The organism is Stenotrophomonas sp. 22LJNL06-5-1 (assembly GCF_056861455.1).
The window spans coordinates 881,723-906,559 of record NZ_JBSPUE010000001.1; the positions used below are offsets into that span (position 1 = coordinate 881,723).

19 protein-coding genes and 1 other RNA gene are annotated in these 24,837 nt (G+C 66.2%); 10 read left to right on the forward strand and 10 right to left on the reverse strand.

Annotated features, from left to right (window positions below; translation table 11 throughout):
- Positions 1–14: 14 nt before the first annotated feature.
- Complete coding sequence (gene mraZ, locus AC13GF_RS04195) at positions 15–461, reverse strand: division/cell wall cluster transcriptional repressor MraZ (protein ID WP_004143635.1); 447 nt, start codon at positions 459–461, stop codon at positions 15–17.
- Positions 462–784: 323 nt separating this feature from the next.
- Between mraZ and AC13GF_RS04200 the strand changes: the two genes are divergently transcribed.
- Both AC13GF_RS04200 and AC13GF_RS04205 read left to right on the forward strand, forming a co-directional pair.
- A complete protein-coding gene (locus tag AC13GF_RS04200; RefSeq protein ID WP_483003382.1) occupies positions 785–1,537 on the forward strand; it encodes an NRDE family protein in 753 nt (250 codons plus the stop codon).
- 279 nt (positions 1,538–1,816) lie between these two features.
- Positions 1,817–2,296, forward strand: a complete 480-nt coding sequence (locus AC13GF_RS04205; protein ID WP_483003383.1) for a DM13 domain-containing protein — start codon at positions 1,817–1,819, stop codon at positions 2,294–2,296.
- Between the two features lie 138 nt (positions 2,297–2,434).
- Here the strand turns inward: AC13GF_RS04205 and rnpB are convergent.
- Both rnpB and rsmI read right to left on the reverse strand, forming a co-directional pair.
- An RNA gene (gene rnpB / locus AC13GF_RS04210) (RNase P RNA component class A) lies at positions 2,435–2,786 on the reverse strand.
- 134 nt (positions 2,787–2,920) lie between these two features.
- Positions 2,921–3,739, reverse strand: coding sequence for a 16S rRNA (cytidine(1402)-2'-O)-methyltransferase (gene rsmI / locus AC13GF_RS04215; RefSeq protein ID WP_483003385.1), 819 nt, complete (start codon positions 3,737–3,739; stop codon positions 2,921–2,923).
- Between the two features lie 81 nt (positions 3,740–3,820).
- Here rsmI and AC13GF_RS04220 point away from each other — a divergent pair, with 81 nt between their 5' ends.
- The 4 genes from AC13GF_RS04220 (at position 3,821) to AC13GF_RS04235 (ending at position 8,001) form a co-directional block, all read left to right on the forward strand.
- Positions 3,821–5,542: a penicillin-binding protein activator gene (locus tag AC13GF_RS04220; protein ID WP_483003386.1), complete on the forward strand. Its 1,722-nt coding sequence runs from the start codon at positions 3,821–3,823 to the stop codon at positions 5,540–5,542.
- Entirely contained in the window at positions 5,532–5,900 is a 369-nt protein-coding gene (locus tag AC13GF_RS04225) for a YraN family protein (RefSeq protein ID WP_483003387.1), read from the forward strand. The genes AC13GF_RS04220 and AC13GF_RS04225 overlap by 11 nt, the downstream gene beginning before the upstream one ends.
- A 110-nt stretch (positions 5,901–6,010) precedes the next feature.
- Positions 6,011–6,619, forward strand: coding sequence for a metal-dependent hydrolase (locus AC13GF_RS04230; protein WP_483003389.1), 609 nt, complete (start codon positions 6,011–6,013; stop codon positions 6,617–6,619).
- Complete coding sequence (locus tag AC13GF_RS04235; protein ID WP_483003390.1) at positions 6,616–8,001, forward strand: FAD-binding oxidoreductase; 1,386 nt, start codon at positions 6,616–6,618, stop codon at positions 7,999–8,001. Before AC13GF_RS04230 ends, AC13GF_RS04235 begins: the two co-directional genes overlap by 4 nt.
- A gap of 100 nt (positions 8,002–8,101) precedes the next feature.
- Here AC13GF_RS04235 and AC13GF_RS04240 read toward each other — a convergent pair whose 3' ends face one another.
- Positions 8,102–10,129 (reverse strand): acyltransferase family protein, encoded by a 2,028-nt coding sequence (locus tag AC13GF_RS04240; protein WP_483003392.1) that lies wholly within the window; start codon positions 10,127–10,129, stop codon positions 8,102–8,104.
- 194 nt (positions 10,130–10,323) lie between these two features.
- Positions 10,324–13,557 (reverse strand): autotransporter family protein, encoded by a 3,234-nt coding sequence (locus tag AC13GF_RS04245; RefSeq protein ID WP_483003393.1) that lies wholly within the window; start codon positions 13,555–13,557, stop codon positions 10,324–10,326.
- 329 nt (positions 13,558–13,886) lie between these two features.
- Here AC13GF_RS04245 and AC13GF_RS04250 point away from each other — a divergent pair, with 329 nt between their 5' ends.
- From AC13GF_RS04250 to AC13GF_RS04265, 4 genes are all read left to right on the forward strand, one after another.
- On the forward strand, positions 13,887–16,280 hold the full coding sequence (locus tag AC13GF_RS04250; protein WP_483003394.1) for an autotransporter family protein: 2,394 nt from the start codon (positions 13,887–13,889) through the stop codon (positions 16,278–16,280).
- A 430-nt stretch (positions 16,281–16,710) separates the two neighbouring features.
- A complete protein-coding gene (locus AC13GF_RS04255) occupies positions 16,711–19,119 on the forward strand; it encodes an autotransporter family protein (protein ID WP_483003396.1) in 2,409 nt (802 codons plus the stop codon).
- Positions 19,120–19,613: 494 nt separating this feature from the next.
- Positions 19,614–20,024, forward strand: a complete 411-nt coding sequence (locus AC13GF_RS04260) for a hypothetical protein (RefSeq protein ID WP_483003397.1) — start codon at positions 19,614–19,616, stop codon at positions 20,022–20,024.
- Positions 20,025–20,152: 128 nt separating this feature from the next.
- Positions 20,153–20,524: a DUF805 domain-containing protein gene (locus AC13GF_RS04265; protein WP_088436084.1), complete on the forward strand. Its 372-nt coding sequence runs from the start codon at positions 20,153–20,155 to the stop codon at positions 20,522–20,524.
- A gap of 348 nt (positions 20,525–20,872) precedes the next feature.
- Here the strand turns inward: AC13GF_RS04265 and thiL are convergent, their stop codons facing one another.
- The 5 genes from thiL to AC13GF_RS04290 form a co-directional block, all read right to left on the reverse strand.
- Positions 20,873–21,835, reverse strand: a complete 963-nt coding sequence (gene thiL / locus AC13GF_RS04270; RefSeq protein ID WP_483003398.1) for a thiamine-phosphate kinase — start codon at positions 21,833–21,835, stop codon at positions 20,873–20,875.
- 123 nt (positions 21,836–21,958) lie between these two features.
- Complete coding sequence (nusB, locus tag AC13GF_RS04275) at positions 21,959–22,438, reverse strand: transcription antitermination factor NusB (protein ID WP_005408062.1); 480 nt, start codon at positions 22,436–22,438, stop codon at positions 21,959–21,961.
- Complete coding sequence (gene ribH, locus AC13GF_RS04280) at positions 22,435–22,902, reverse strand: 6,7-dimethyl-8-ribityllumazine synthase (protein ID WP_005408061.1); 468 nt, start codon at positions 22,900–22,902, stop codon at positions 22,435–22,437. Before ribH ends, nusB begins: the two co-directional genes overlap by 4 nt.
- A gap of 194 nt (positions 22,903–23,096) precedes the next feature.
- Complete coding sequence (gene ribB, locus AC13GF_RS04285; protein ID WP_483003400.1) at positions 23,097–24,197, reverse strand: 3,4-dihydroxy-2-butanone-4-phosphate synthase; 1,101 nt, start codon at positions 24,195–24,197, stop codon at positions 23,097–23,099.
- The gene (locus AC13GF_RS04290) at positions 24,194–24,820 is read right to left on the reverse strand and encodes a riboflavin synthase (protein WP_049451396.1); all 627 of its coding nucleotides are present in this window, start codon (positions 24,818–24,820) and stop codon (positions 24,194–24,196) included. Before AC13GF_RS04290 ends, ribB begins: the two co-directional genes overlap by 4 nt.
- Positions 24,821–24,837: the final 17 nt, after the last annotated feature.

Sequence of the window (24,837 nt, forward strand, 5' to 3'; positions counted from 1 at the left end):
CCGGGCACCCCGGCTCACAACTTCAGGTCGAGCAACCCATCACCCAGATCCTCGTCAGACAATGTCTGCTGGATCAGGGCCCGATGCGCCTGCTCGCTCCACAATTCGAACTTGTCGCCCATACCGAGCAATACCGCCTTCTTCTCAATGCCCACCGCACCGCGGTGGCTGGCGGGGATGCTGATGCGACCGTTGCCGTCCAGCTCGAGATGGGCGGCCGAGCCGACCAGCTTCTGCTGCAACAGGCGCACGACGCGCTGGGTGTTGGGCTTGGACATCACGTCGTCGCGGACCCGCTCCCATTCCGACTCTGCATACAGCCACAGGCAGCCGGCTTCGAACGGGTTGTAGGTCAGCACGAGACGGTTGTTGCTGGCGCGCGCGACGAGGTCGCGGTAAGCGGTGGGAACCGCCATGCGCCCTTTATCGTCAACTGTGATGGCCGTCTCGCCCTGGAACACGACGCGTGCACCTATCCTTCGCCCGGTGAAACATTGAACCACGAAAACCCACAAAACACCCGGATTTCCCTCTGATGCCCACCTTAGCAGCGGCCGAAGGGTTGTCAACAACTTTTCAGCGGGGAAATCGCCAGCCACATCAATGGCTTGCAACAACCTTTAGAGAATTGTTCAAGGCTTATCCACAAGTTGCTGATCCGTCTCAATTTTTGAGATTGAACGGAAGTTCAGGGCTGTGGACAGCGCGTGAAACATCGGCCGCGCATTCATCAAAAACGGGCCGGAAGCGGCGCCAGACTGCGCAAACCGTGCACAATGAGGCCATGTGCCTGCTCGCTCTTGGCTGGATGCACCACCCGCGCTGGCGGCTGGTGATGACCGGCAACCGTGATGAGTTCCACGCCCGCCCGACGGCGGCGCTGGCCCCCTGGCAAGATGAGACCTCCGTCATCGGGGGGCGCGACCTGCGCTCCGGTGGCGGCTGGGCTGGCGTCGGCGCCGCGGGCCGGATGGCGGTGGTCACCAATGTCCGCGATCCGCTGGCCGCCCAGACCGGTCCTTCACGGGGCGCGCTGGTGGCCGACTTCCTGCGCGGCCGCGACCCGGCCGCCGTGCATATCGACCGACTGGCAACGGTGGCCGGCGCCTACGCGCCGTTCAACCTGTTGCTGGCCGACGGCCACAGCCTGGAGTTCCTGGGCAACCACCCCGCCGAGCGGCAGAGTCTGGGCCCGGGCGTGCATGGCATGTCCAACGGCGCGCTGGACGCGCCCTGGCCGAAGACCCGACGGCTGATGGACGCGCTGTCGGCGTGGTTGCAGGCCGGCGATGAGGACCTGACCCCGCTCTGGGCCGCCCTGGCCGACGAACATCGCCCCGCCGACAGCGACCTGCCCGACACCGGCATCGGCCTGGAACGCGAGCGCTGGCTGAGCCCGGCCTTCATCCGCGGCGACGACTACGGCACCCGCGCCAGCACCGTGCTGTTGATCGACGCCGATGGCCACGGCGAGATCCACGAGCGCCGCTTTGGCCCGCAGGGCGCCCCCAGCGGACAGAGCCGCGTCATTTTCTGACCCGGTAGTGCCGGCCGCTGGCCGGCAACCTCTGGATCCTCGGATGCACCATGCGGTTGCCGGCCAGCGGCCGGCACTACCTGCTCCAAGACTGCCAACGGCGTCATTCAGCTTCCCGACGCAGCGCCTTCCCGCATGCGCCACAGGGCCTGCACTACTGCGGCCCTCCCACTGTGCCCTTTTTGCGTCTGTCACTGTGTCTATAAATGCCGCCCGCAACCTCCCAAGGTGGTCGTGCCCGGCACCATGCCGCGCGATCCACATCCACATGGAGGCCCCATGCGCCGCACCCTCATCCTGCTCGCCACCCACCTGCTCACCCTCGGCCTCGGCTTCGGCCTGGGCGTGTACTTCCTGCCGATCCTGATCGCTCCTGATGATCCGCCGGTGGCACAGGTGCAGGCTGCCATGAGCGACGCCACTTACCACACCACGTTCCGCCGTGACCTCAAGGGCAGCGACGCAGTGCACTGGGCGGAAGGCAAGGTCAGCGTCAGCGCACGCCAGGTGGCCTTCGACGGAAAGATGGGACCGGGACCGGACTACAAGGTCTACCTGGTCCGCGATTTCGTCGACAACAAGGCCGACTTCCTGAAGGTCAAGGCACAGGCCCGGCGCATCGGCGAGGTGAAGACCTTCAACCGATTCCTGGTCGATGTGCCCGATGACGTCAACGTGGACGACTACACCACGGTGGTGGTGTGGTGCGAACGCTTCTCGCAGTTCATTTCGGCCGGGCAGTACCGTACGCCGGGCTGAGGACCGCGCGACGTCGGGGTAGTGCCGGCCGCTGGCCGGCACTCTGTCCGCCGCTGCTGGCATCGTGAAGCTGCCGGCCAGCGGCCGGCACTACCGATGCGCGGATCACGCATATAGAAGCACGCATGTAGAAGAAAGAGGCGGAGCCGGCCGATAAGCCGGGTTCTGTCGTGGACAGTCATTCCTCTAGGCGTTACGTCACCGCAACGCTCAAGCAACCTACCCGGATCCAACGCGGGCCGCGCCAAAGGATCCCTATTTGGTCTTGCTCCAGGTGGGGTTTGCCGTGCCGGTCTGTTGCCAGACTCGCGGTGCGCTCTTACCGCACCATTTCACCCTTACCGGCCTTCCGAAGAAGACGTAGGCGGTATCTTTCTGTTGCACTTTCCGTCGGCTTGCGCCGCCCAGGCGTTACCTGGCACCTTGCCCTATGGAGCCCGGACTTTCCTCGGCACCCCCGAAGGGATGACGCGACTGTCTGGCCGGCTCCGCCAGCGCATATTCTAGCCTACGCACGCCCTTCCTGCCGTGCTGATCGCAGCGTCGGGTTCATCCATCCACGCATGGCGTGGATCTACCGATTCCGCTGCTCTGGTGGGTGCGGACCTTGGTCCGCACGATCCATCAACTGCCGTACAACGCCTTGCGCGGCGCGCCAGTCAGCTCGGCAGCCAGCTTGGCGGCAGTCGACGGCGGCAGATGCTCGCTCAGCTTGGCGTAGACGCGGCGGCCATGCGCCAGTTGCGCTTCTTCGTCATCACCCGCGCCCTGCACCATCACCACGAACTCGCCCCTGCGCTGGTTCTCGTCGGCTTCCACCTTCGCCAGCAGACCGGCCAGGTCACCATCGAGCACGGTCTCGAACAGCTTGGTCAACTCGCGCGCCAGCACCGCCGGGCGCTCGCCGCCGAAGATCGCCGCCATGTCGGCCAGCGACTCGGTGATGCGGTGCGAGGATTCGTAGAACACCATCGTGCGCACTTCACCGGCCAGCGCCTGCAGGCGATCGCGGCGGCCGCTGGCCTTGGCCGGCAGGAAACCCTCGAAGCTGAAGCGGTCACTGGGCAGGCCGGCCACGCTCAGTGCGGCGATGGCGGCACAGGCGCCGGGAATCGGGCTGACCTTGATGCCGGCCGCACGCGCGGCACGCACCAGGCGGAAACCGGGGTCGCTGACCAACGGGGTGCCGGCATCGCTGACCAGCGCCAGCGATTCACCGGCCTGCAGCCGCGAGACCAGGCGCTGGGCCAGGGCCTCTTCATTGTGTTCGTGCAGGGCCACCAGCGGCTGCTGGATGCCGAAATGGGACAGCAGCTGGCCACTGCGGCGGGTGTCTTCGGCACAGATGGCCGCCACCGACCGCAGCACCTCCTGCGCGCGCGGGCTCAGATCGGCCAGGTTGCCGATCGGGGTGGCGACGACGTACAGGGTTGGGACACTCATTTCAGCGGTACTCACGGGGCAAGGGTAGAATCGTAGCGTGTACCCGGCCAAGGCCGCTGCCCTCATCGCATGGACCCGATCATGAACAAGCCCGCCGCACGGATCTCCGCCCTGTCGCTGTCGCTGATGCTGCTGGCCGGTTGCGCCACCACCAGCCTGACCAGCGCGCCCGAATCGCCGGCCCAGAGCCAGGCGCTGGCGCTGATCGAACAGGGCAAGCCGCGCGACGCCGCACTGCAGCTGGAAGGCCTGGCCGCCACCCTGCGCGGCGGCGCCCGCAGCAACGCACTGGCCGACGCGGCCTGGGCCTGGCACCTGGCCGGTGACAGTGCCCGCGCGCGCAGCCTGCTGGGCCAGCTCACCGCCCGCCAGCTGTCCGGTCCCAGCCTGCAGCGCTACCAGCTGACCGGCGCCGAACTGGCACTGGCCGACAAGCAGCCGGCGCAGGCCCTGGCCCTGCTCAAGGAACATGGCGACAACGTCTTCCCCGCGCTGCGCACGCGCTGGTACATGGCCCGCGCCAACGCGCTGCAGGGCACCGGCGATGCCTTCGGCGCCGCCACCGAACGTGCCCGCGCCCATGCCGGCCTGACCGGCAGCGCGCGCAGCGAGAACCAGGCCGCCATCGCCGGCCTGCTCGGCACCCTCGACGACGCTACTTTGCGCAGCCGTGCCGCTGCGCTGCCGGCCAACGACCCGCTGTACAACTTCGCCGGCCGTGCACTGATCGCGCGCGGCCTGCCGCTGCCGCGCCCGTTCGACCGCGATGGCGCCGCCCAGTTCGACACCAGCAAGCGCCCGCCGGCGATGAGCGACGGTTACCGCCCGCCGGCCAAGCTGGCCGTACTGCTGCCGCTCAGCGGCCGCCTGGCCACCGCCGCGCAGCCGGTGCGCGATGGCCTGCTGAGCGCCTACTACGGTGAAAGCCGCCGCCGCCCGGACATCAACTTCTTCGACACCGCCGGCACCCCGGCTGGTGCCCTCGCCGCCTACGACAAGGCCGTCGCCTCCGGTGCCGACTTTGTGGTCGGCCCGCTGGGCCGCGACGAAGTGGACGCCGTGTACGGCCGCCAGCAGCTGCAGGTGCCGGTGCTCGCGCTGAACCGCGGCAAGGACGCACCGCCGGCCGGCAGCGCCGGTTTCTCGCTGGCACCGGAAGACGACGGTATCGTCGCCGCCGAATACCTGCGTGGCCGCGAGCGCAACCGCGCACTGGTCATCAGCAGCAATGACGACACCGGCCGCCGTTCCGCCGCCGCCTTCGCCCAGCGCTTCGCCCAGCGCGGCGGTCAGGTGGTGGCCACGGTCAATGTCAGCGAAGCCGTCGGCGATGTCGGCGCGCAGGTGCGCAATGCCGGTCAGGTCGACGCCGTGTTCCTCGCCGTGCGCGCCCCGCAGGCCCGACTGCTGGCGCCGCAACTGGCGCTGGCCGGTGCCGGTGGCGCGACCCGCGTCGGCACCTCGCAGCTGACCGTCGGCAGCGGCAAGGCGGAAGAAGATGTGGCGCTGGACGGCATCGTCTACCCGAACGAAGCCTGGAATGTGCGCAGCGTGTCCGGCCTGCCGTCGGCCAGCCAGGTGGCCAGCGCGCTGCCGAGCGCCCGCGGCGCCGCCGGCCGCCTGTTCGCCTTCGGCGCCGATGCCTGGAAGATCACCGCCTATCTGGACAAGCTGTCCAACGAGGGCGGCCTGGACGGCGCCACCGGCACCCTGTTCCTGGACAGCAACGGCAACATCCTGCGCCAGCCGGCATGGTCCACCTTCAATGGCGGCCGGCCGATGCCGATCGTCGGTGGTCGCTGAGCGCAGCCAACGTGGCTCGGCGGTAGAAGCCGCCGCCGAGCACCATCTGCAGCAGGCCGGACTGCAGCCGCGCGCGCGCAACGTGCGCTATCGCGGCGGTGAACTGGACCTGGTGATGGACGATGCCGGCACCGTGGTGTTCGTGGAAGTGCGCTATCGCGCCCGCCAGGATTTCGGTGGCGGCGCCGCTTCAGTCGATGCGCGCAAATGCCGGCGCCTCGCGCACGCCGCGCAGCTGTACCTGCAGGACAACCCGGCGCTGGCCAATGCACCCTGCCGTTTTGATGTAGTCGACGCCACGGGCGAGCCGCCGCAGCTGCGGTGGCTGCGTGATGCGTTCCGGCTGGATGACTGCTGATGGTTTCCGTCCGCTCTGGTAGAGGCCGACCTTGGTCGGCGCTTCTGTGCCAACCAAGGTTGGCACCTACCAGAGCGCAGCCTGGCCGGCACTACCACGGTGCGTGACTGATGCCTTCGATCATCACCCATGCCGCTGTGCCGTTGGCGCTGTGGTGCGCCGCTGATCGTGGCCGCATCCCGCCGCGCCTGCTGGTTGCGGGCGTGGTCGCAGCGATGCTGCCCGATGCCGATGTACTGGCCTTTGCACTGCACATTCCCTATGCCGATGCATTTGGCCATCGCGGCGCCAGCCATTCATTGCTGTTTGCCTGCGTGCTGGCGGCATTGGCCGCCGTGTTGGCGTTCTTGGGTAGCCGCCAACCTTGGTCGGCGGTTTCGTGCCAACCAAGGTTGGCACCTACCAGGGCGCGGCCAACGGTGGCATCTACCGTGCAAGCGGCGGTGTTCGTCTTCGTCTGCGCGGCCAGCCATCCACTGCTCGATGCGATGACCTCCGGCGGCCTCGGCGTTGCCCTGGCCTGGCCGTGGAGCGAACAACGCTTCTTCGCACCGTGGCGACCGATCCGCGTTTCACCCTTCGCCCCACAGTTCTTCAGCGCGCGCGGCCTGGCCACCCTGATGTCCGAACTGCGCTGGGTATGGCTGCCCCTGGCCGGCGCCGTTGTTGCCTGGAAACTGATCCAACCCGCTCCTGCTGCCCCACGAGATCCGTCATGAGTCCTGCCCTGCCTGCTGCCCTGGTTGCCGAACTGTCCACCCTGCTGGGTCCGGAGGGCTGGCGCATGGATGACAACACGCTGGAGGCCAACGCGCAGGACAACTCGTGGCGTCACCAGCGCCCGGCGGCAGTGGCGCTGCCAGCCGACATTGAACAGGTGCAGGCGCTGGTGCGTGCCTGCCGCGCGCACGGCGTGGCGCTGGTCGCGCGCGGTGCTGGCACAGGCACCACCGGCGCGGCCGTGCCGCTGCCCGGCAGTATCGTGCTGTCGTTCACCCGCATGGACCGCATCGTCGAGATCCGCGCCGGCGACCGCTGCGCGGTGGTGCAGCCGGGCGTTCTCAATGGAACGCTGCAGCAGGCGCTGGCCCCGCATGGCCTGTTCTGGGCGCCGGATCCTTCCAGCGCCGAGATCTGCAGCGTCGGTGGCAACCTCGCCTGCAACGCCGGCGGCCCGCGCGCGGTGAAGTACGGCACCAGCCGCGACAACGTACTGGGCCTGGTGGCCGTTACCGGCACCGGCGAGGTGATCCGCTGCGGTGGTGCCTACACCAAGGATTCCACCGGCTACGACCTCACCCACCTGCTGGTGGGCAGCGAAGGCACGCTGGCACTGATCGTGGAAGCCACCCTGAAGCTCACCCCGCTGCCGGTCAGCCAGGCCGGCCTGCGTGTGCTGTACCGCGATGCCGATGCGGCCGCCGCCGCGGTGTCACGCCTGATGTCGCAGCCGGTGGTGCCCACGCGCCTGGAATTCATGGACGCCCGCAGCCTTGAGCTGCTGCGTCTCAACGGTGCGGAAGTACCCGAAGCTGGCGCGATGCTGCTGGTGGAAGCCGATGGCGACCACGACACCCTGCCCTATCTGCTGCAGGCACTGGCCAGCGCCGCCGAAGGCGACGGCATGATCGAACTGGACGTGGCGATGGAAGGCCGTGCACGCGACCAGCTGTGGGCCGCGCGCAAGGCACTGTCGCCGGCACTGCGCACCGTCGCGCCCGGCAAGATCAATGAAGACGTGGTGGTCCCGGTGTCGCGCATTCCGGAGCTGGTGGCTGGCGTGCAGGCATTGGCACGCGACTACACGCTGACCATCGTCACCTTCGGTCATGCCGGCAACGGCAACCTGCACGTCAACATCCTCTATCACCCGGACGATGCCGACGAGAACGCGCGCGCGCATGCCGCACTGCCGAAGATCTTCGAGCTGACCTTGGCACTGGGTGGCACGCTGTCCGGCGAACATGGCATTGGCCTGGCCAAGCGCGATTTCATGGCCAAGGCATTTACGCCGGCTACCTTGACGACGATGCGTGCGATCAAGGCAGCGCTGGACCCGGATGGCATCCTCAACCCGGGCAAGGTGCTGCCGCCGGCATAGACCGCGCGCACTCCTGTAGAGCCGAGCCATGCTCGGCTCACCGCGTGCAGCGCGGGCTTCCCACCCGCGGAACGCAGAGCAGCCGAGCGTGGGCTCGGCTCTACAAAGGCTTGTCGTTCGCGAGATCGACCAGGGTCTGCCTGAAGCCGGGCAACAGCACGCGGTTGCCATGTCCGCTCAGATGATCGTTGTCGAAGAACAGCGGTTCACCCTCTTCCACCGCCGAACAGGTCTGCGGCCCGCACAACAGTGGCAGCGGATCCCACACCGTCAGCGATGGATAGCGCGCTGCCAGCTCAGCCAGCAACGCCATCTGCGGCGCGCGCAGCCTCTCCAGATCGGAACGCGGCATGCTCAGGCCACCGGCACAGGCGGGATTGCGGTGGTTGAACCAATCCGAACAACGGTAGGCCCCGGCCTTGAACAACGGCAGCGGTGCATCCACAACCACGCGCACACCCAGCCGCTGCAGCCGCCCCAATACCCGATCAGCCTCATCGCGTGCCGCCTGCGCATGGGCCGGCGTGCGTTCGGCCAGCAGCTGCAGATAGATTTCCTGTGCATCCTGTCGCTGCCAGTCGAATCCGCGCAGCTCCGGCATGCGCAAGGCCGCCAGCAGCACGATGTCTCCGGGGCGGGCCTCGCGCTCGATGGTCGACAACGCGTCTTCAATGAAGCCCTGGCAGTCGGCCGGGCTGGCCCGCAACAGATTGACGAAGCTGCAGCCACCACGATCCTGCTGGCGTACCTCCATGCCGGTCTGCCGCGCGACCATGCTGGTCATGGTGCGATAGGCCGCTGCATGTGAGTCGCCGGCCACGAACAGACGCCTCCCTTCAAGCGCCGGTGCACTCACCGGTTCCAGCGGGCGCCACGCCGGGTAGCGGCGCGCCTGCCATGCATAACCGTCACGGGTTACGCTCAGCGAGACCTGCTCGTGATACTCCACCGTGGCCCAGGCACCCGCGCCGCATAGCGCAACCACTGGCAGCGCCATCGCCAGCACCTTGGCCGGTGCCAGGCGCAGCAGCGGCGCTGCACTGCGCAGTGGACGCTCGATGAAGTGATACGACACTGCTGATACCGCCAGCAGCAGTACCGGATACAGCCACAGCGCGGCGCCGTGCAGGCCATACGTCCAGCGCAGCAGTACCAGCAGCGGCCAATGCCACAGGTACAGCGAATAGGACAACCGACCTAGGTAGGCCAAAGGCGCGCAGCCCAGCGTGCGCGCAATGCGCGATGTGCCCGGTGCCGACACGCTCGCCAACAGCAGCAGGGTACCGGCCACGGTGGTCAGCACGCCCGGCACCGGCATCGCCAGCTGAGGGGCAATCACCACGCCTGCGGCCAGCAGCGCCAGGCCGGCCGCTGCAACCGCCTCGCCGTTCCGGCCTGGCGTACGCGTACGCGTACGCATCCATTGGTACAGCAGCGCGCCCGCGGCCAGCTCCCAGAACCGCGCGGGCAGCAGATAGAACGCTGCCGCCGGTACCGGCTGCGCCTGCCAGCCTGCCCATGCCAGCGACAGCACGGTGAGCACCGGCAACAACCAACGCGACCACGGCCAGCGCTCACGCCCGCGCAGCCACACGAAGAACAGCAGCGGGAAGACCAGATAGAACTGCTCCTCTACACCCAGCGTCCAGGTATGCAGGAACGGGTTGAGTTCGGCGCCGGGTGAGAAATAGTCGCCCTGCTGCCCGGCCAGCACGATGTTGCTGAAGCCGACCAGCGCAGACCAGCCAGTCTGGTCGAACTGCTCGTTGCGCCACGCGCGGGGAATGAACAGCGCCGACAGCACGAAGGTGGTCATCAGCATCACCAGCAGCGCCGGCAACAGGCGTAGCACGCGGCGCCGGTAGAAATCGAGCAGCATCGCGCCCAGCGACGCATGGGTGCGCGAGGCCAGCGACTGGCTGATCACGAAGCCGGACACCACGAAGAACAGGTCCACACCGGTGAAGCCACCGGGCAGCCACGTGGCGTTGGTGTGGAAGACCACAACAGCCAGCACCGCCAGTGCGCGCAGGCCATCGATGGCGGCGTTGTGGGAGCGTTCGGGAGAGGACATGCAGGCAACGGGTGGAGAACGATCCGACAGCATCACCACCGCTGCCACAGTCATTCAATGGATGATCGCGACAGACATGGACATCGTTCAGGTCCGGTCCCGGAGCGACGCGGTTGTAGAGCCGAGCCATGCTCGGCTGCTCTTCGTTCAGATCGCGATGAGCCGAGCGTAGGCTTGGCTCTACGGCAGCAGCCAGGGGTCAGAGCCCATTGCCGTGGCAATGGGATCCGACCCCGCTGCACGCCCGCTTACCAGGCCATGCGCAGGCCCAACTGGCCGCCCACATTGCGGTAGCCGTGGTCACCGCGCTGCACGCTCACGCCACCCCACGCGCCCCAGCGCTGGCCCAGCTTCAACTCGGCACCGGCCTGCACCTCATAACGGTTGCGCGGCACGTCTGCGCTCAGCGTGTCACCGTTGAACTGCAACGTGCTGGTGCCGCTGCCACGCAGCCAGTTCACGCCCAGGTACGGCTGCACCGTGTTGCCGGCTGCAGTTCCATGGCCAAACACGCGCACGCCCAGACGCCCGCTCAGGCCACCGGCATTGGCGTGATCGATCACCGTGCCATTGCTCTCCACGTGGCGATCGGCGCGGAAATCGACATGGCTCAGCTGCAGCTGCGGCTGCACGTACAGCGCGCTGGCGGTGCCCTGCCACACGTTGAAGGTGTAGCCGGCCTCCAGCGACGCACTGGCCATGCGCGAATCGTAGTGCTCCGGCTCCAGGCCGATGCCCTGCACCCGGTTATCGAAACGGCCGTACTGCAGGTTCGCATCCATGTACGCACCCTGCGTGCCGTCAGCCGTCTGCAACCAGGTGCCGTACACACCCACCGCGCTGCCACGCACCCGACCCTTGGCGCTGTAGCCGGTCAGATCGGACACTGCGCTGCTGTCAGCACGCCCCGTGCCCAACATCACGCCGAACGCTGCATTGCCCCGGCGAACCAGGTCAGTGCCAATCTGCAGCACCGAGGTGCTGCCATCAATCGACAGCTGACCACCGACCGCGCTGAAGTCCGCCTGCTGCCGGCCCACGCGCGCCCACGCGGCACGACCTTCATCCAGCGAAACGGCACCGATGCGGTCGTTCAGACGATGGGAAAACATGTTGATGGCTGCCGACTGGTTTGCCAGATAGGCACCGGCTTCCGGGCGCAGTACCGGCGGCGGCAGGATCGGATTGATTGGATCCACCGGATCGACGGGATCCGTCGGGTCGATCGGATCTGGGCCCGGATCGACCACGCATCCCGGCGCAGCCGGGTTGTCCTTGCAGACATCGAACCACTGCGAACGCAGGTACCAGTTGCCATCGGCAGGATCCGCCAGACCGCCCTGGAACAGGAAGTATTCGTACGATCCGCCCACCGCGCGGCCGCTCAGTGCGTAGCTCGCCCGTGATGCACCGTCGATCTCGATCAGTTGAATGCCATCGGCTGTCGGCGCGCCCACGCCACCGATGTTCTTCACCGCAATCAGCGCGTCGCCGGAGGTGTCGCCGCGCACGTGCAGGCGGTCCATCGCGCTGTCATCGCCAGCCAGCGCGCCCTGGAACAGGAACGTCGCACCCTCGCTGTGCAGGTCGCCATCCACGCTGAGCGTATTGAAGCGCCCACTGCCGTCGGACAATGCCACGCCACTGTTGAGTACCTGCAGTTCGCCCACCGTGGCATCACCGGTCAGTGTCCACTGGCTGCCGTTTTCAATTGCCATCGTCTGCACCAGATCCGACGAGCCCTGCCACAGCGATCCATCCGCCAGGCGCACATGCACGTCCGACTGTGGCGGCAGGCCTGCGTCCTCGTCTTCCGGCGTGATGACAATGTCGCCCTCCATCTGCGAGCGGCCCTCCAGCACCACATCGAAGCGCCCGGCCACTGCGGCATCCAGTGCCAGCGCGATGCCGTTGCCGCCCGATATCAACGCGCCATTGGACAGGGTCAGACCCGGGTCGCGGCTGCTGCGCACCCACACACCGCCATTCTGGGCGCTCACCAGCGAACCACCGTCGATGCGCATCCGTCCGTTGTCGTTGATCACCGCCGCCCACGCGCCCTCGCCTTCGGTGCGCACATGGGTGTTGTTCAGCGTCATTTCGCCGGTGCCGCCAGACAGCACACCGTGTGAGTTGATGCCGGTGGTACGCACTACACTGTCTGCCAGATGCACGGTGCCACCCAGGCGCGCGATCGCACCGATGGCGCCATGTCCTTCGGTCAGGATGTCGGTCATGCCTGCGCTCACCTGCGGATTTTTCCCGCCGGAACCCTCCGCATACAGGCCATGGCCATTCTTGCCGAGCGTCCGCAATCGGCTGGAGGTCACCCGTGCGGTTCCATCCAATACCGAGATGGCCTGCCAGAACTCACCATCCGCGGTGATCTCCGAGCCCTCCACATCCAGCTCACCCTTGCCCATCATCAGAATGCCAACACCATTGCGCGTGGTGATGGATGAGCCCAGCACGCTGGCCACGCCATCGCGTTGGTTGATGTTGATGCCCACCGAAGTGGTTTCGAGGCGGCTGTCGAGCATCGTCACCTCGGTGCCTGCAGTCATGTGAATGCCGTGATGCCCGGACATCTCAACACCCTCCAGCAGCAACGTTCCGCTGCTGCCAGTGGCAAAACTGATCACACTGGCATTGGTTCCGCCGGCATGGATGCTGCCCCCGCGCATTTCGACGTCACCACCAATCATCAAACCGGCGCCGGAGCGCTCATGGCTGAGGTTGATGTCCACATCCTCCAGTATCGTTCTTCCCAGTGCGGCCAATACCCCCGTAGCACCCGCGCCACGCCCATTGATCTGGACCGAGCGCAGGTGCACATCCCCGCCGTTCTTGACCGAGACACCGTAGCCACTCCCACCAATCTCGATGCGGGTCCGCTCTGCGACCACGCTGCCGGCATCCGCATCCAGTCCATTGGATTGGCTGGCATTGACCTCGATCACGCTATCAACCACATGCGAATTGCCACCCTTCACCGAGACACCGTGTGACAGCGCCGCGTGCGTGGTGATATGAACCTGATCCAGTACCAGCTGGCCACCAATTGCCTCGGCGCCATTGGATGCCGTGCCAAAGGTCTGTATACGCGTACCGGTGGCCTGCACCAGCCCGTCATTGGCGACGGAGAGACCTGCAGCACCATAGCCGGTGGTGGTCACACTCCCTTGCTGAAGCTCGACACGGCTCCCCGTGCCTTCGGCACGCGCGGCGGCAGCATACATACCCTCGGTGCGAAGATTGACTTCACCTGCGGGAACGATGGTGCCTGCATTGATGGCATGGAAGGCGTAGCCAGCCGGATTGCCCGGCTCCACCGGCTCGGTCGTGGCGTACTCACCAGCGGCCGGCGTCTGGTCATCGCCATCCGCCACCACCTGCTGTGCAACTACGGGAGACGCAGCTGCCAGCAGAACGGCAGCGAGGGCAACTGCCAAGGTATGGCGATGAAGGGGCAACTGTTGCATGGCAGGTCTCAATGGGAACAGGCGGCCATGCTCGACGCCGGGCCCGCACCCTCACCATCGAATGCGTTGCATTCCAGGGTGCGACCGTCTGTCACAGCTGTTTCCGCCACCTGAACCCGCTCACGGGGTTAAGCAAGCTTTGCAACAAATTGCATGGGAACGGAGCCAGAGGATGGGGACACTGCAGGCCGTTAAGGGCACCCGCATTCGTAATCGACCTCATTGCTCACAAACATTTCACATGTCGCAGGCGTATACGTCGCATCGCTGAACAGGGGTTCCCGGTTGTCGCGCCGTGTCCGTCGCCTCCCTCCGCCAAGGACAAGACCATGAACCTTCATCCCTATTCCCTGCCACTGCGCCCGCTCACGCGCGGCTTGATGCTTGCCTTGGCGGTGCTGCCGGCAACCACGGTCCTGGCCGGCGATCTGGACGGGCAAACCGTCGAGATCGACGGCACCGCCCCGTACGAAGACTGGACGCTGATCAACGGCTCGAGCCTGACCGCCAGGAATGCACGCACCAACACGCTCGCCGCGAACGATTCCTCGGTTCTGGTGCTCGAACGGAGCACCGTCGATGCCACGGGCAATGCCCAACGGGCGGTATGGCTGCAGGGAGCGGCCTCACTGACCGCACGCGATTCCGGTTTCACTGGCGGCATTCATCTTGAACCGGGCGCAACCTCTGCTCGCATCTATGGCAGCTCAATCCTGGTTTCCGCTGCCGATGTTTCGCCAGGTTCCCGGAAGACGATCGGTGTCGATATCTCCAGCGGCGGCGGTTCCAGCTGGCCGACAAAGGATGCCTATGCCCTGATCGATTCGACCATGATCGACGTGGAAGCACTTCCCGGGGGCAACGTTCAATCCAGCGGTCTGGGCGTGCGCCTGATGGCGGGCAGCATGGATATCGTCAATGGCTCGCAGGTGGTGGGGGAGAACGTGGGGGCCCTGCTGTGGCCCGAATCGAATCCCGCACAGCGCATCGCACTGACCATCGACAACTCTGTGGTGATCGGCCGCAAGGGTGCAGCGATCCAGGTGTATCCCGGCTCGGAAACTACCTATGACATCAACGTGGTCAATGGCGCCCAGCTCGGCGGTGGCGATGGCCATGTGCTGTACGTAGGCCGCGAAGTGGGCGCCGTCCGTCGCACAGACGTGAACTTCAATGTGGATGATTCGCGGCTGCGTGGTGACGTTGCACTCGATCCGGCCAGCATTGCCAACGCCAACGTCATTGTCGTCCTGCGCAACAAGGCGCAGATCGATGGCCGCTTCATCAACGTCACCTCGGCCAGCATCGACAGCGACAGCACCTGGCTGATGACCGGCGACAGCAACGTCGGCCATCTGGCGCTGGGCAACACCGGCACCGTGGCGCTGGGCAATGGCAGCACCTTCAACACGCTCACCGTGGATACCTTCGACGGCGCTGGCGGCACCTTGCTGTTCAACACCCAGCTGGGCGACGACAGCTCGGCCACCGACAGGCTGATCATCAAGGGCGATGCCAACGGCCAGGCCAATGTGCGTGTGCTCAACGCCGGCGGCGCAGGCGCCAAGACCGACAAGGGCATCGAGCTGATCCGCGTGGGCGGTGCGTCCAATGCGCAGTTCGACCTGCAGGGCCGCGCCGTGGGCGGGCAGTACGAGTACTTCCTGTTCAAGGACGCGACCAATGGCGGCTGGTACCTGCGCTCGGAGCTGGCCACAGGCCCGGACCCGTGCCTGGTGGATCCCACGTTGCCGGAGTGCACGCCGATCGATCCGGTGGACCCGGTCGATCCGATCGATCCCACGCCGGTGCTGCGCCCGGAAGCCGGCGCCTACCTGGCCAACCAGTTCGCGATGAACCAGATGCTGCGCCATGGCTGGCGCGACCGCCAAGGCGGCAACACCTCCGCCGTTGATGGCGTGCGTGGCTGGGCGCGCGTGGACGGCACGCAGAGCAAGCTGTCTGCGGTGGAAGACCAGCTCGACCTGCGCGTGGACCGCTCGCGCCTGCAGCTGGGTGCGGACATTGGCGTGTTCGACAACGGCCAGGGCCGCGTGGGTGTGATGGGCACACTGGCCAAGTCCGATGCCACCTCGCGTTCGCAGCTGACCAGCTACAGCGCACGCGGCAAGGTCAATGGCGGCGCGCTGGGCGTGTATAGCAACTGGAGCAACGATGCACTGTATGTGGATGCCAGCGTGCAGCGCGGCCAGTTCCGCAACCGCGTGCAGGGCGAAGGCCTGGCCGAGGAACGCTACGACTCGGATATCTGGCAGTCGTCGCTGGAAGCCGGTTATCGCTTCGGCATCGGCCAGATCGGCAGCACCGCGCTGAGCCTGCAGCCGGAACTGCAGCTGGTCTACACCGACGCCAACACCGACCGTCACGAGGAAACCAACGGCACGGTGGTGCGCAGCCTGGGCGACAGCGGCCTGTCCGGTCGCGTGGGCCTGCGCCTGCAGGGTGAAGGACGCAGCGCCGCCGGTGCGTCGGTCAGCCCGTATGTGGTGGCCAACTGGTACCGCGACGGTGCCAGCAACGGCATGGCGTTCGACGATGAAGCGCTGAAGGCCAGCGTGCCGCGCAACCGCTACGAGCTGAATGCCGGTGCGCGTGTGGACTTCCGTTCCGGGCTGAGTGCCTGGGGAGGCTTCGGCGTGATGCGCGGTGACCATGGGTACCGCGAAGCGACGGCCAATCTGAGCATGTCGTACAACTGGTGAGGCAATTGAAAGGACGGCGCCGGATGTTTCCGGCGCCGCTCTGCTTTCTGTAGAGCCGCGCCATGCTCGGCTGCACTGTATCCCGGCTTATCCAATCGTCCCATTTAATGAGATGGCCCTGCATGGAGCCAACGCACAGATCCGTACCGGGAACCTCAAACTGCTTGCACGCTGCCACAGATCCAATAGCGATTGGCAAACACTGAATACACGTAAACAGGTGGTTTGGCGAAAGCAGGCTTTGCAACTATTTGCATGGTCGCCGGGCGGCCGCCTCGCGAGACTGGCTCCATTCCAGACAAGCTCTGACGCGAACGCCGCTGAATCACACCCTCTTCACGCCATGTGGGCGCAATACGCACACGCATGAACAGGGGCGTTGTCGTTGCAGTGCGGAGTCCAATCCATTTCCGCCCATGAGGAACTTCCCATGCGTCATCGCTTTCACTTTTCTCAACCCAAGCTGCTGCCGCTGGCCCACGGCCTGCTGGCTGCGCTGGCCCTGATGCCTGCAGCAACCGCATTTGCAGGTGACCTGGACGGCACCGTGGGCAACGTTCAAGCAGGCGACACCGTCGAAGAATGGACGCTCAGGAACAACGCAATACTTACGGTGCAGGACGCGGAGACCCTGACTATCAGTGCCGTCAACTCCAACGTCTACAACAACCGCGCCACCGTCACCCGCAGCGGCAGCCATCAACACGCCGTTGAACTTTTCGGCACGGCTCAGCTGCAGTCCGAGCGGAGCACGATCCGCGGTGGCGGTGTTCTCGTCAGCGGAGCTTCGTCGGCGCATATGGTCGGGAATCGTGTTCTGGTCACCGCCGCAGACGGCCTGTCACCGACTGGATCATTCAGCATCGGCCTCTCGATGGGTGGCACGCCAGCCAGTGCGCCGCTGCCCGGTGCATGGGCAATCATCGACTCTACCTACATGCGGGTGGAAGACACTGCCGCCGCTAGCGACCTGTCCAGCGGCCTGGGTGTGCGCATGGAAAACGGCAAGGTCAGCATCATCAACGGGTCACGCATCGATGCAGACAACGTGGGTGTGCTGATGTATGGCACGCGATACACCCCCGACACGCTGCAGCTCGCCGTAGATGGCTCCACGATCTCGTCTGGCCGTGGCGCCGCCATCCGTGTGGCGGCCGACCAGCCTGCCGACTTCGTCATCAACGTCAGCAATGGCGCCCAGCTGCATGGCGGCAACGGCAACCTGCTGCAGGTCGATTCCCGCACCGGCAGCGCTACGCCGGGTGCCAGCCACGTGACCTTCAACGTGGATGATGCACGGCTCGTGGGCAACGTCAGTTTCGACGCAGCTACTGTCGACGGCAGCCTCGACGTCTTCCTGCGCAACAACGCACAGATCGACGGCCGCTTGCTCAACGTCACCTCGGCCAGCATCGACAGCGACAGCACCTGGCTGATGACCGGCGACAGCACTGTCGGCCACTTGGCGTTGGGCAACACCGGTACGGTGGCACTAGGCAATGGCAGCACCTTCAACACGCTCACCGTGGATACCTTCGATGGCGCCGGCGGCACCCTGCTGTTCAACACCCAGCTGGGTGACGACAGCTCGGCCACCGACAGGCTGATCATCAAGGGCGACGCCAATGGCCAGGCCAACGTGCGTGTGCTCAATGCCGGCGGCGCGGGCGCCAAGACCGACAAAGGCATCGAGCTGATCCGCGTGGGTGGTGCGTCCAATGCGCAGTTCGACCTGCAGGGCCGCGCGGTGGGCGGGCAGTACGAGTACTTCCTGTTCAAGGACGCGACCAATGGCGGCTGGTACCTGCGCTCGGAGCTGGCCACAGGCCCGGACCCGTGCCTGGTGGATCCCACGTTGCCGGAGTGCACGCCGATCGATCCGGTGGACCCGGTCGATCCGATCGATCCCACGCCGGTGCTGCGCCCGGAAGCCGGCGCCTACCTGGCCAACCAGTTCGCGATGAACCAGATGCTGCGCCATGGCTGGCGCGACCGCCAAGGCGGCAACACCTCCGCCGTTGATGGCGTGCGTGGCTGGGCGCGCGTGGACGGCACGCAGAGCAAGCTGTCTGCGGTGGAAGACCAGCTCGACCTGCGCGTGGACCGCTCGCGCCTGCAGCTGGGTGCGGACATTGGCGTGTTCGACAACGGCCAGGGCCGCGTGGGTGTGATGGGCACACTGGCCAAGTCCGATGCCACCTCGCGTTCGCAGCTGACCAGCTACAGCGCACGCGGCAAGGTCAATGGCGGCGCGCTGGGCGTGTATAGCAACTGGAGCAACGATGCACTGTATGTGGATGCCAGCGTGCAGCGCGGCCAGTTCCGCAACCGCGTGCAGGGCGAAGGCCTGGCCGAGGAACGCTACGACTCGGATATCTGGCAGTCGTCGCTGGAAGCCGGTTATCGCTTCGGCATCGGCCAGATCGGCAGCACCGCGCTGAGCCTGCAGCCGGAACTGCAGCTGGTCTACACCGACGCCAACACCGACCGTCACGAGGAAACCAACGGCACGGTGGTGCGCAGCCTGGGCGACAGCGGCCTGTCCGGTCGCGTGGGCCTGCGCCTGCAGGGTGAAGGACGCAGCGCCGCCGGTGCGTCGGTCAGCCCGTATGTGGTGGCCAACTGGTACCGCGACGGTGCCAGCAACGGCATGGCGTTCGACGATGAAGCGCTGAAGGCCAGCGTGCCGCGCAACCGCTACGAGCTGAATGCCGGTGCGCGTGTGGACTTCCGTTCCGGGCTGAGTGCGTGGGGTGGCTTTGGTGTGATGCGCGGCGACCATGGCTACCGCGAAGCGACGGCCAATCTGAGCATGTCGTACAACTGGTGCGGTAATTGAAAGGACGGTGCCGGATGATTCCGGCGCCGTTCTGCTTTCTGCTTTCTGTAGAGCCGAGCCATGCTCGGCTGCTTTTCTCGACGGTGGCCGACAACAGTCGAGCATGGCTCGACTCCACAGGGAATGTCGCATTCGGCAGGCATTGCCATCTGCTGCCTGCCAGCCAGGAAATTGAAACGTTTTCGAACTTTCCAACAATTCTCATTGGCAGCAAGGGCGCTCCATGCAAATCATGTAGCGCCACCGACAACGGGTGGCACGGGCTTCCAATCCCGTTAGGTTGATGTGTTGGTTACGCTTGCCTGCCGGCGTCGCTCTTTCCTTGTTGGGTGGCGTCGGCAGGCATTCCGTCTATGCCTACATGGCGGGCGGTGCGTGGGGGCCTCGTGCCCGCCGGCGCTTCTACATCGACCTCCGGTATTGGAACCATGCACCGTCCGCCACCCTCGCTGTTAAGCGGGGTGGCCCCTTGTTTCCTGCACAAGGATGCCGCCATGACTGCCTCGCACTACCCCTACCTGTTCGCCACCCTCGGTGAAGCTGCCAACCAGCTGCCCGAGACCATCGCCCGCGCACTGGAAACCACGCTCAGTGCCACGCACGGCAGCACTGTGCCAACCCACAACACCTTGCTGGCGTGCCTGCAGCGCATCCGTCATGTGGAGGCCGCTGACGGCCAGCCGTGGGCAGACAAGGGTCGTACATCAGGACAATGCATGGCGATGGCACGTGCGGACCGGGCCAATGCCGGCCTGACGTTGCTGCTGGAACTGCTGCATGCCACCGAACGCGTGCGCGTAGATGGAGATGATGATCAGCAGGTAGGCGACGACGTGCGCGAAGGGCTGCTGCTGGCCTGCCGTGGGCTGGCCGAGTATGTGGATGTGCAGTTGCACGCGACTTGAGCAGCGCGCATTCTGAACTGCGGAAGAGCGCTCAGTTCCAAACTGCGCGGCTCGCGATTACAACAAATCTGATGGCCCACCGTCACGCTGGCACGGATAGTTCGCACTTCTTTTCAGGGAGTGTACCGATGCACAAGATGATGGTTCCGCTGAAGCGCTATACGCAGTTCAGTGGGCGCGCCAGCCGCAGTGAGTACTGGTGGTTCCAGTTGTTCATGATGATATTCACTATTCCGTTGAACGTGCTGGGCTTCATCGCCGGGTACATCAACTCCACATCGCTGGCGCTGGTTTCGTCCGGGCTGATGCTGGTGGTATGGCTGGCACTGGCGCTACCGCTGATCGCGGTGACCATTCGCCGGCTGCACGATACCGATCGTTCGGGCTGGTGGTTGTTGCTGGGGCTCGTGCCGATTGCCGGCCTGGCCGTGCTGGTGTTCATGCTGCTGCCCAGCACGCCGGGCGACAACCGCTTCGGCGCGCCAGTTCCGCACGTGTAACCTCCCCGCTTGGGTAGGTGTCGGCCTTGGTCGACACGGTGTTGCCACGGGCAGCTGGCACGTTCGTGCCAACCAAGGTTGGCACCTACCAGAGCAATGCCGAGGTGCCTCCACGGCCGTGTGTGCACGGGCAGCTGATACGTTCGTGCCAACCAAGGTTGGCACCTACCAGAGCAATGCCAATGTGCCTCCGCGGCCGTGTGGGCACGGGCGGCTGATACGTTCGTGCCAACCAAGGTTGGCACCTACCAGAGCAATGCCGAGGTGTCTCCGTCTGGGTAGGTGTCGACCTTGGTCGACACATCCTTGCCAAGCAAGTTGGCACCCACCAGAGCAGTACCGCTGCGGCTACGCGAAGTGCTGGTATCCGCCGTCGGCGGTTTCGCCATCCACGTGTACGCCCTGCCCCTCAGCAATACGACCAATACGGGTGAGCGGCACGTCCAACGATTCGGCCAGGTAGTGCAGCGCGTCGCGCTGGTCGGCGGCGGCGGTGAAGCACAACTCGTAGTCGTCGCCACCGCGCAGTGCGCAGTCGCGTGCACCGTCGCGGCCGAGCAGCTCACGCAGCGCGTGCGAGATCGGCAGCGAATCGGCATCCACATGCGCGGCCACGTTGCTGCGTGTGGCGATATGGCCCAGATCGGCCAGCAGGCCATCGGACACATCCACCGCCGCATGCGCGAAGGCACGCAGGCGCAGGCCCAGGGTCACGCGTGGCGTCGGCCGCAGCAGGCGCAGGCGCAGGCTCTCGTAGTCGGCCAGCAAGGTGGCGGTGGTTACGCTCAGCGCCCCCTGCTGCCACAGGCGCAGCGCACCGGCGGCATCGCCAAGTGTGCCGCTGACCCAGAGGTCGTCGCCCACCTGTGCGCGGTCGCGGCGCAGTGCCTGGCCACGCCCGACCTGGCCCATTGCGGTCACCGACAGCGACAGCGGGCCACGCGTGGTGTCGCCACCGATCAGCGCGATGTCATGCTGGTCGGCCAGTGCGAAGAAACCATCGGCGAAGGCGTCGATCCAGTCTTCAGACGCTTCCGGCAACGACAGCGCCAGCGTGCACCACGCCGGACGCGCGCCCATCGCGGCCAGGTCCGACAGGTTGACCGCCAGGGTTTTCCAGCCGATGTCGAAGGCCGGGGTTTCCATCGGGAAGTGCACGCCACTGTTGAGCGTGTCGGCGGTGACCACCAGCTGTTCGTTGGCGCGCGGCTGCAGCAGCGCGGCGTCGTCACCGATGCCGAGCAGGATGTCGTCGCGCTCGAGGGTGCGGGCGCGGATGCGGTCGATGAGGGCGAATTCGGCCAGGGACATGGGGTGTTCCCGCTGTTGTACGTGCCGCGCAAGGCGCGGTGGGCGGTAGTGCCGGCCGCTGGCCGGCAACCTCAGGATCCCTGCAGCTGCCGGCCAGCGGCCGGCACTACCACAGGAGGCGGGTCAGTGACCCGATTCGACCTTGCGCCATTCCACGGCGGCACGATCCAGCACGCCGTTGACGTAGGTGTGGCCGTGCTCGGAACCGAAGCGCTTGGCCGATTCGATGGCTTCGTTGATCACCACGCGGTACGGCACGTCCAGGCGGTAGCGCAGCTCGTAGGCGGCCAGGCGCAGCACCGCGCGTTCGATCGCGTCCACTTCTTCGATGCCACGGTCCAGGTACGGGCCGAGGGCTTCGTCGATGTCGCGGCGGTTGTCGAGCACACCGTGCAGCAGCGCTTCGAAGTACGCCAGGTCGGCGATTTCGCGGGCCTGCTCGTGGGCGAACTGGGCGATCAGCGACTGTGCGTTGCCGCCGGAGATCTGCCAGGCATAGATGGCCTGCACGGCACGACGGCGGGCGCGCGAGCGCAGCACCGGATCGACGCCATCGCGGCGGACGGGTTTACCGGAGGGCTTGCCCTGGGTGTTCTTGTTCATGGCAGCTGCTCCAGAAGATTGACCATTTCCAATGCGGCGAGTGCGACTTCCTCGCCCTTGTTGCCGTGGCTGCCGCCTGCGCGGGCCTCGGCGTCTTCAACGCGTTCCACCGCCAGCACGCCGTTCAGCACCGGCACGCCGAAATCCAGCTGCACGCGCATCAGGCCCTCGGCGCAGCGGTCGGCCACGTGTTCGTAGTGACGGGTATCGCCACGGATCACGCAGCCCAGGGTGAGGATGGCGGCGTGTTCGTGGGCGGCGGCCAGGCGCGCGGCCACCAGCGGCAGTTCCCAGGCACCCGGCACGCGGATCACGTCGATGTTGGCTTCGGTGATGCCGTTGCCGGCCAGGCTCTGGCGGGCGCCAGCGACCAGCGTGTCGGTGATGCGGGCATTCCAGCGGCTGGCCAGGATGGCGAAGCGCGCCGATTCGGGAGTGCGAAGATCGCCTTCGAAGTGGCTCATATGCGGCTTGGGGGACTCGATAAGGGGGTAATTCTAGCGTGGATGGGCCCCGGTCGTGGTTGGCGGGGGCGCAAGGGCGTGCCGACCAACGGTCGGCACCCACCGGTGGCATGGGGTCGGCACCCACCGGTAGTGCCGGCCGCTGGCCGGCAATCCAGGGGAAGCAGTTGCCGGCCAGCGGCCGGCACTACCCATTACAGGGTGACCGTCTCCACCACTTCCAGGCCGTAACCGGCCAGGCCGATCTGGCGGCGCGGGGTGCCCAGTACGCGCAGCTTGCCCAGGCCCAGGTCGGACAGGATCTGCGCACCGGCACCGTTGCGGCGCCACTGGCTCACGTCCTTGTCCTTGCCCGGTACCACCGGCGCCGGCTGCTGGCGCAGGCGGGCCAGCAGGGCTTCACCGTCGCGCGGGGCCTGCAGCACCACCATCACGCCGGCGCCTTCGGCATCGATCGCGCGCAGGGCATCGGTGGCGGCCACGCCGAAGTCATCGCGGCGCCAGTGCAGCAGGTCGGCCAGCGGGTTTTCCACCTGAACGCGCACCAGGGTCGGGGTGTCCGCATCCGGCGTGCCACGGACCAGGGCGAAATGCAGGTCGTGGGCGATGCGGTCGCGGTAGGTCACCAGCTTGAACGGGCCGAACTCGGTGTCAATCTCGCGCTCATCCACGCGCTCGACGGTCTTTTCGGTGGCCAGGCGGTAGGCGATCAGGTCGGCGATGGAGCCCATCTTCAGGCCGTGCTCGCGGGCGAACACTTCCAGCTCCGGGCGGCGCGCCATGCTGCCATCCGGGTTCAGGATCTCCACCAGCACGCCGGCCGGTTCCAGCCCGGCCAGCATGGCCATGTCCACGGCCGCTTCGGTGTGGCCGGCGCGGGTCAGCACGCCACCCGGCTGGGCGATCAGCGGGAAGATGTGGCCCGGCTGGTGCAGGTCCGACGGCTTGGCGTTGGGCTTCACCGCGGTGCGGATGGTGTGGGCGCGGTCATGCGCCGAAATGCCGGTGGTGACGCCCTCGGCGGCCTCGATGCTGACCGTGAAATTGGTCTGGAACTGGGCGGTATTGGCCTGCACCATCGGCGCCAGGCCGAGATCGGCGGCGCGGATACGGTTCAGCGGCAGGCACACCAGGCCACGGCCATGGGTGACCATGAAGTTGATGTCGCTGGCCTTGACCAGCTCGGCGGCCATGATCAGATCACCTTCGTTCTCGCGGTCTTCGTCATCGACGATGACGACCATGCGGCCCAGGCGGATGTCTTCCAGGATGTCCGGAATCGGGGCGAAATTCATGCGACATCTCCCTGTGGGTGCTGACCGTTGGTCGGCACACTGATCAGCCGCTCCACGTAACGGGCGACCAGATCGATTTCAAGATTGACCGCGCTGCCCACGCCTGCGGCGGAGAAGGCGGTGTTGGCCACGGTGTGCGGGATCAGGGCGACTTCAAAGCCTTCGCCGTCCACTTCGTTGACGGTGAGGCTGACGCCGTCCACGCAGATCGAGCCCTTCTTGGCGATGTAGCGTCGCAGCGAGGCCGGCGCGGCGAAACGCCAGCGCTGGGCACGCGCGTCTTCGTGGATGGACAGCACCTGGCCCAAGCCGTCGACGTGGCCGCTGACCAGATGGCCGCCAAGGCGGTCGGTCGGGCGCATGGCGCGCTCCAGGTTGATGACCGCCCCTTCGCCCAGCTGGCCCAGCGTGGTCAGGCCCAGGGTCTCGGTGGAGGCATCGGCCTGGAAGCTGCTGGCGTCGAATGCGATGACGGTGAGGCAGACGCCGTTGATGGCAATGCTCTCGCCCATCTGCACGTTGTCGAACGGCAGATTCCCGACATTGAACGTGAAGCGGACATCGCCGCCGATGGATTCGCGTGCGGCCAGACGGCCGACGCCTTCGATGATTCCAGTAAACACGTAACGTTCTCCGCGAA

Excerpts from the sequence above, each read along its gene's own strand:
- AC13GF_RS04200 (WP_483003382.1), top strand. The coding sequence starts at position 785 with ATGTGCCTGCTCGCTCTTGGCTGGATGCACCACCCGCGCTGGCGGCTG.
- AC13GF_RS04205 (WP_483003383.1), top strand. The coding sequence starts at position 1,817 with ATGCGCCGCACCCTCATCCTGCTCGCCACCCACCTGCTCACCCTCGGC.
- rsmI (WP_483003385.1), bottom strand. The coding sequence starts at position 3,739 with ATGAGTGTCCCAACCCTGTACGTCGTCGCCACCCCGATCGGCAACCTG.
- AC13GF_RS04220 (WP_483003386.1), top strand. The coding sequence starts at position 3,821 with ATGAACAAGCCCGCCGCACGGATCTCCGCCCTGTCGCTGTCGCTGATG.
- AC13GF_RS04230 (WP_483003389.1), top strand. The coding sequence starts at position 6,011 with ATGCCTTCGATCATCACCCATGCCGCTGTGCCGTTGGCGCTGTGGTGC.
- AC13GF_RS04235 (WP_483003390.1), top strand. The coding sequence starts at position 6,616 with ATGAGTCCTGCCCTGCCTGCTGCCCTGGTTGCCGAACTGTCCACCCTG.
- AC13GF_RS04240 (WP_483003392.1), bottom strand. The coding sequence starts at position 10,129 with ATGACTGTGGCAGCGGTGGTGATGCTGTCGGATCGTTCTCCACCCGTT.
- AC13GF_RS04245 (WP_483003393.1), bottom strand. The coding sequence starts at position 13,557 with ATGCAACAGTTGCCCCTTCATCGCCATACCTTGGCAGTTGCCCTCGCT.
- AC13GF_RS04250 (WP_483003394.1), top strand. The coding sequence starts at position 13,887 with ATGAACCTTCATCCCTATTCCCTGCCACTGCGCCCGCTCACGCGCGGC.
- AC13GF_RS04255 (WP_483003396.1), top strand. The coding sequence starts at position 16,711 with ATGCGTCATCGCTTTCACTTTTCTCAACCCAAGCTGCTGCCGCTGGCC.
- AC13GF_RS04260 (WP_483003397.1), top strand. The coding sequence starts at position 19,614 with ATGACTGCCTCGCACTACCCCTACCTGTTCGCCACCCTCGGTGAAGCT.
- AC13GF_RS04265 (WP_088436084.1), top strand. The coding sequence starts at position 20,153 with ATGCACAAGATGATGGTTCCGCTGAAGCGCTATACGCAGTTCAGTGGG.
- thiL (WP_483003398.1), bottom strand. The coding sequence starts at position 21,835 with ATGTCCCTGGCCGAATTCGCCCTCATCGACCGCATCCGCGCCCGCACC.
- nusB (WP_005408062.1), bottom strand. The coding sequence starts at position 22,438 with ATGAACAAGAACACCCAGGGCAAGCCCTCCGGTAAACCCGTCCGCCGC.
- ribH (WP_005408061.1), bottom strand. The coding sequence starts at position 22,902 with ATGAGCCACTTCGAAGGCGATCTTCGCACTCCCGAATCGGCGCGCTTC.
- ribB (WP_483003400.1), bottom strand. The coding sequence starts at position 24,197 with ATGAATTTCGCCCCGATTCCGGACATCCTGGAAGACATCCGCCTGGGC.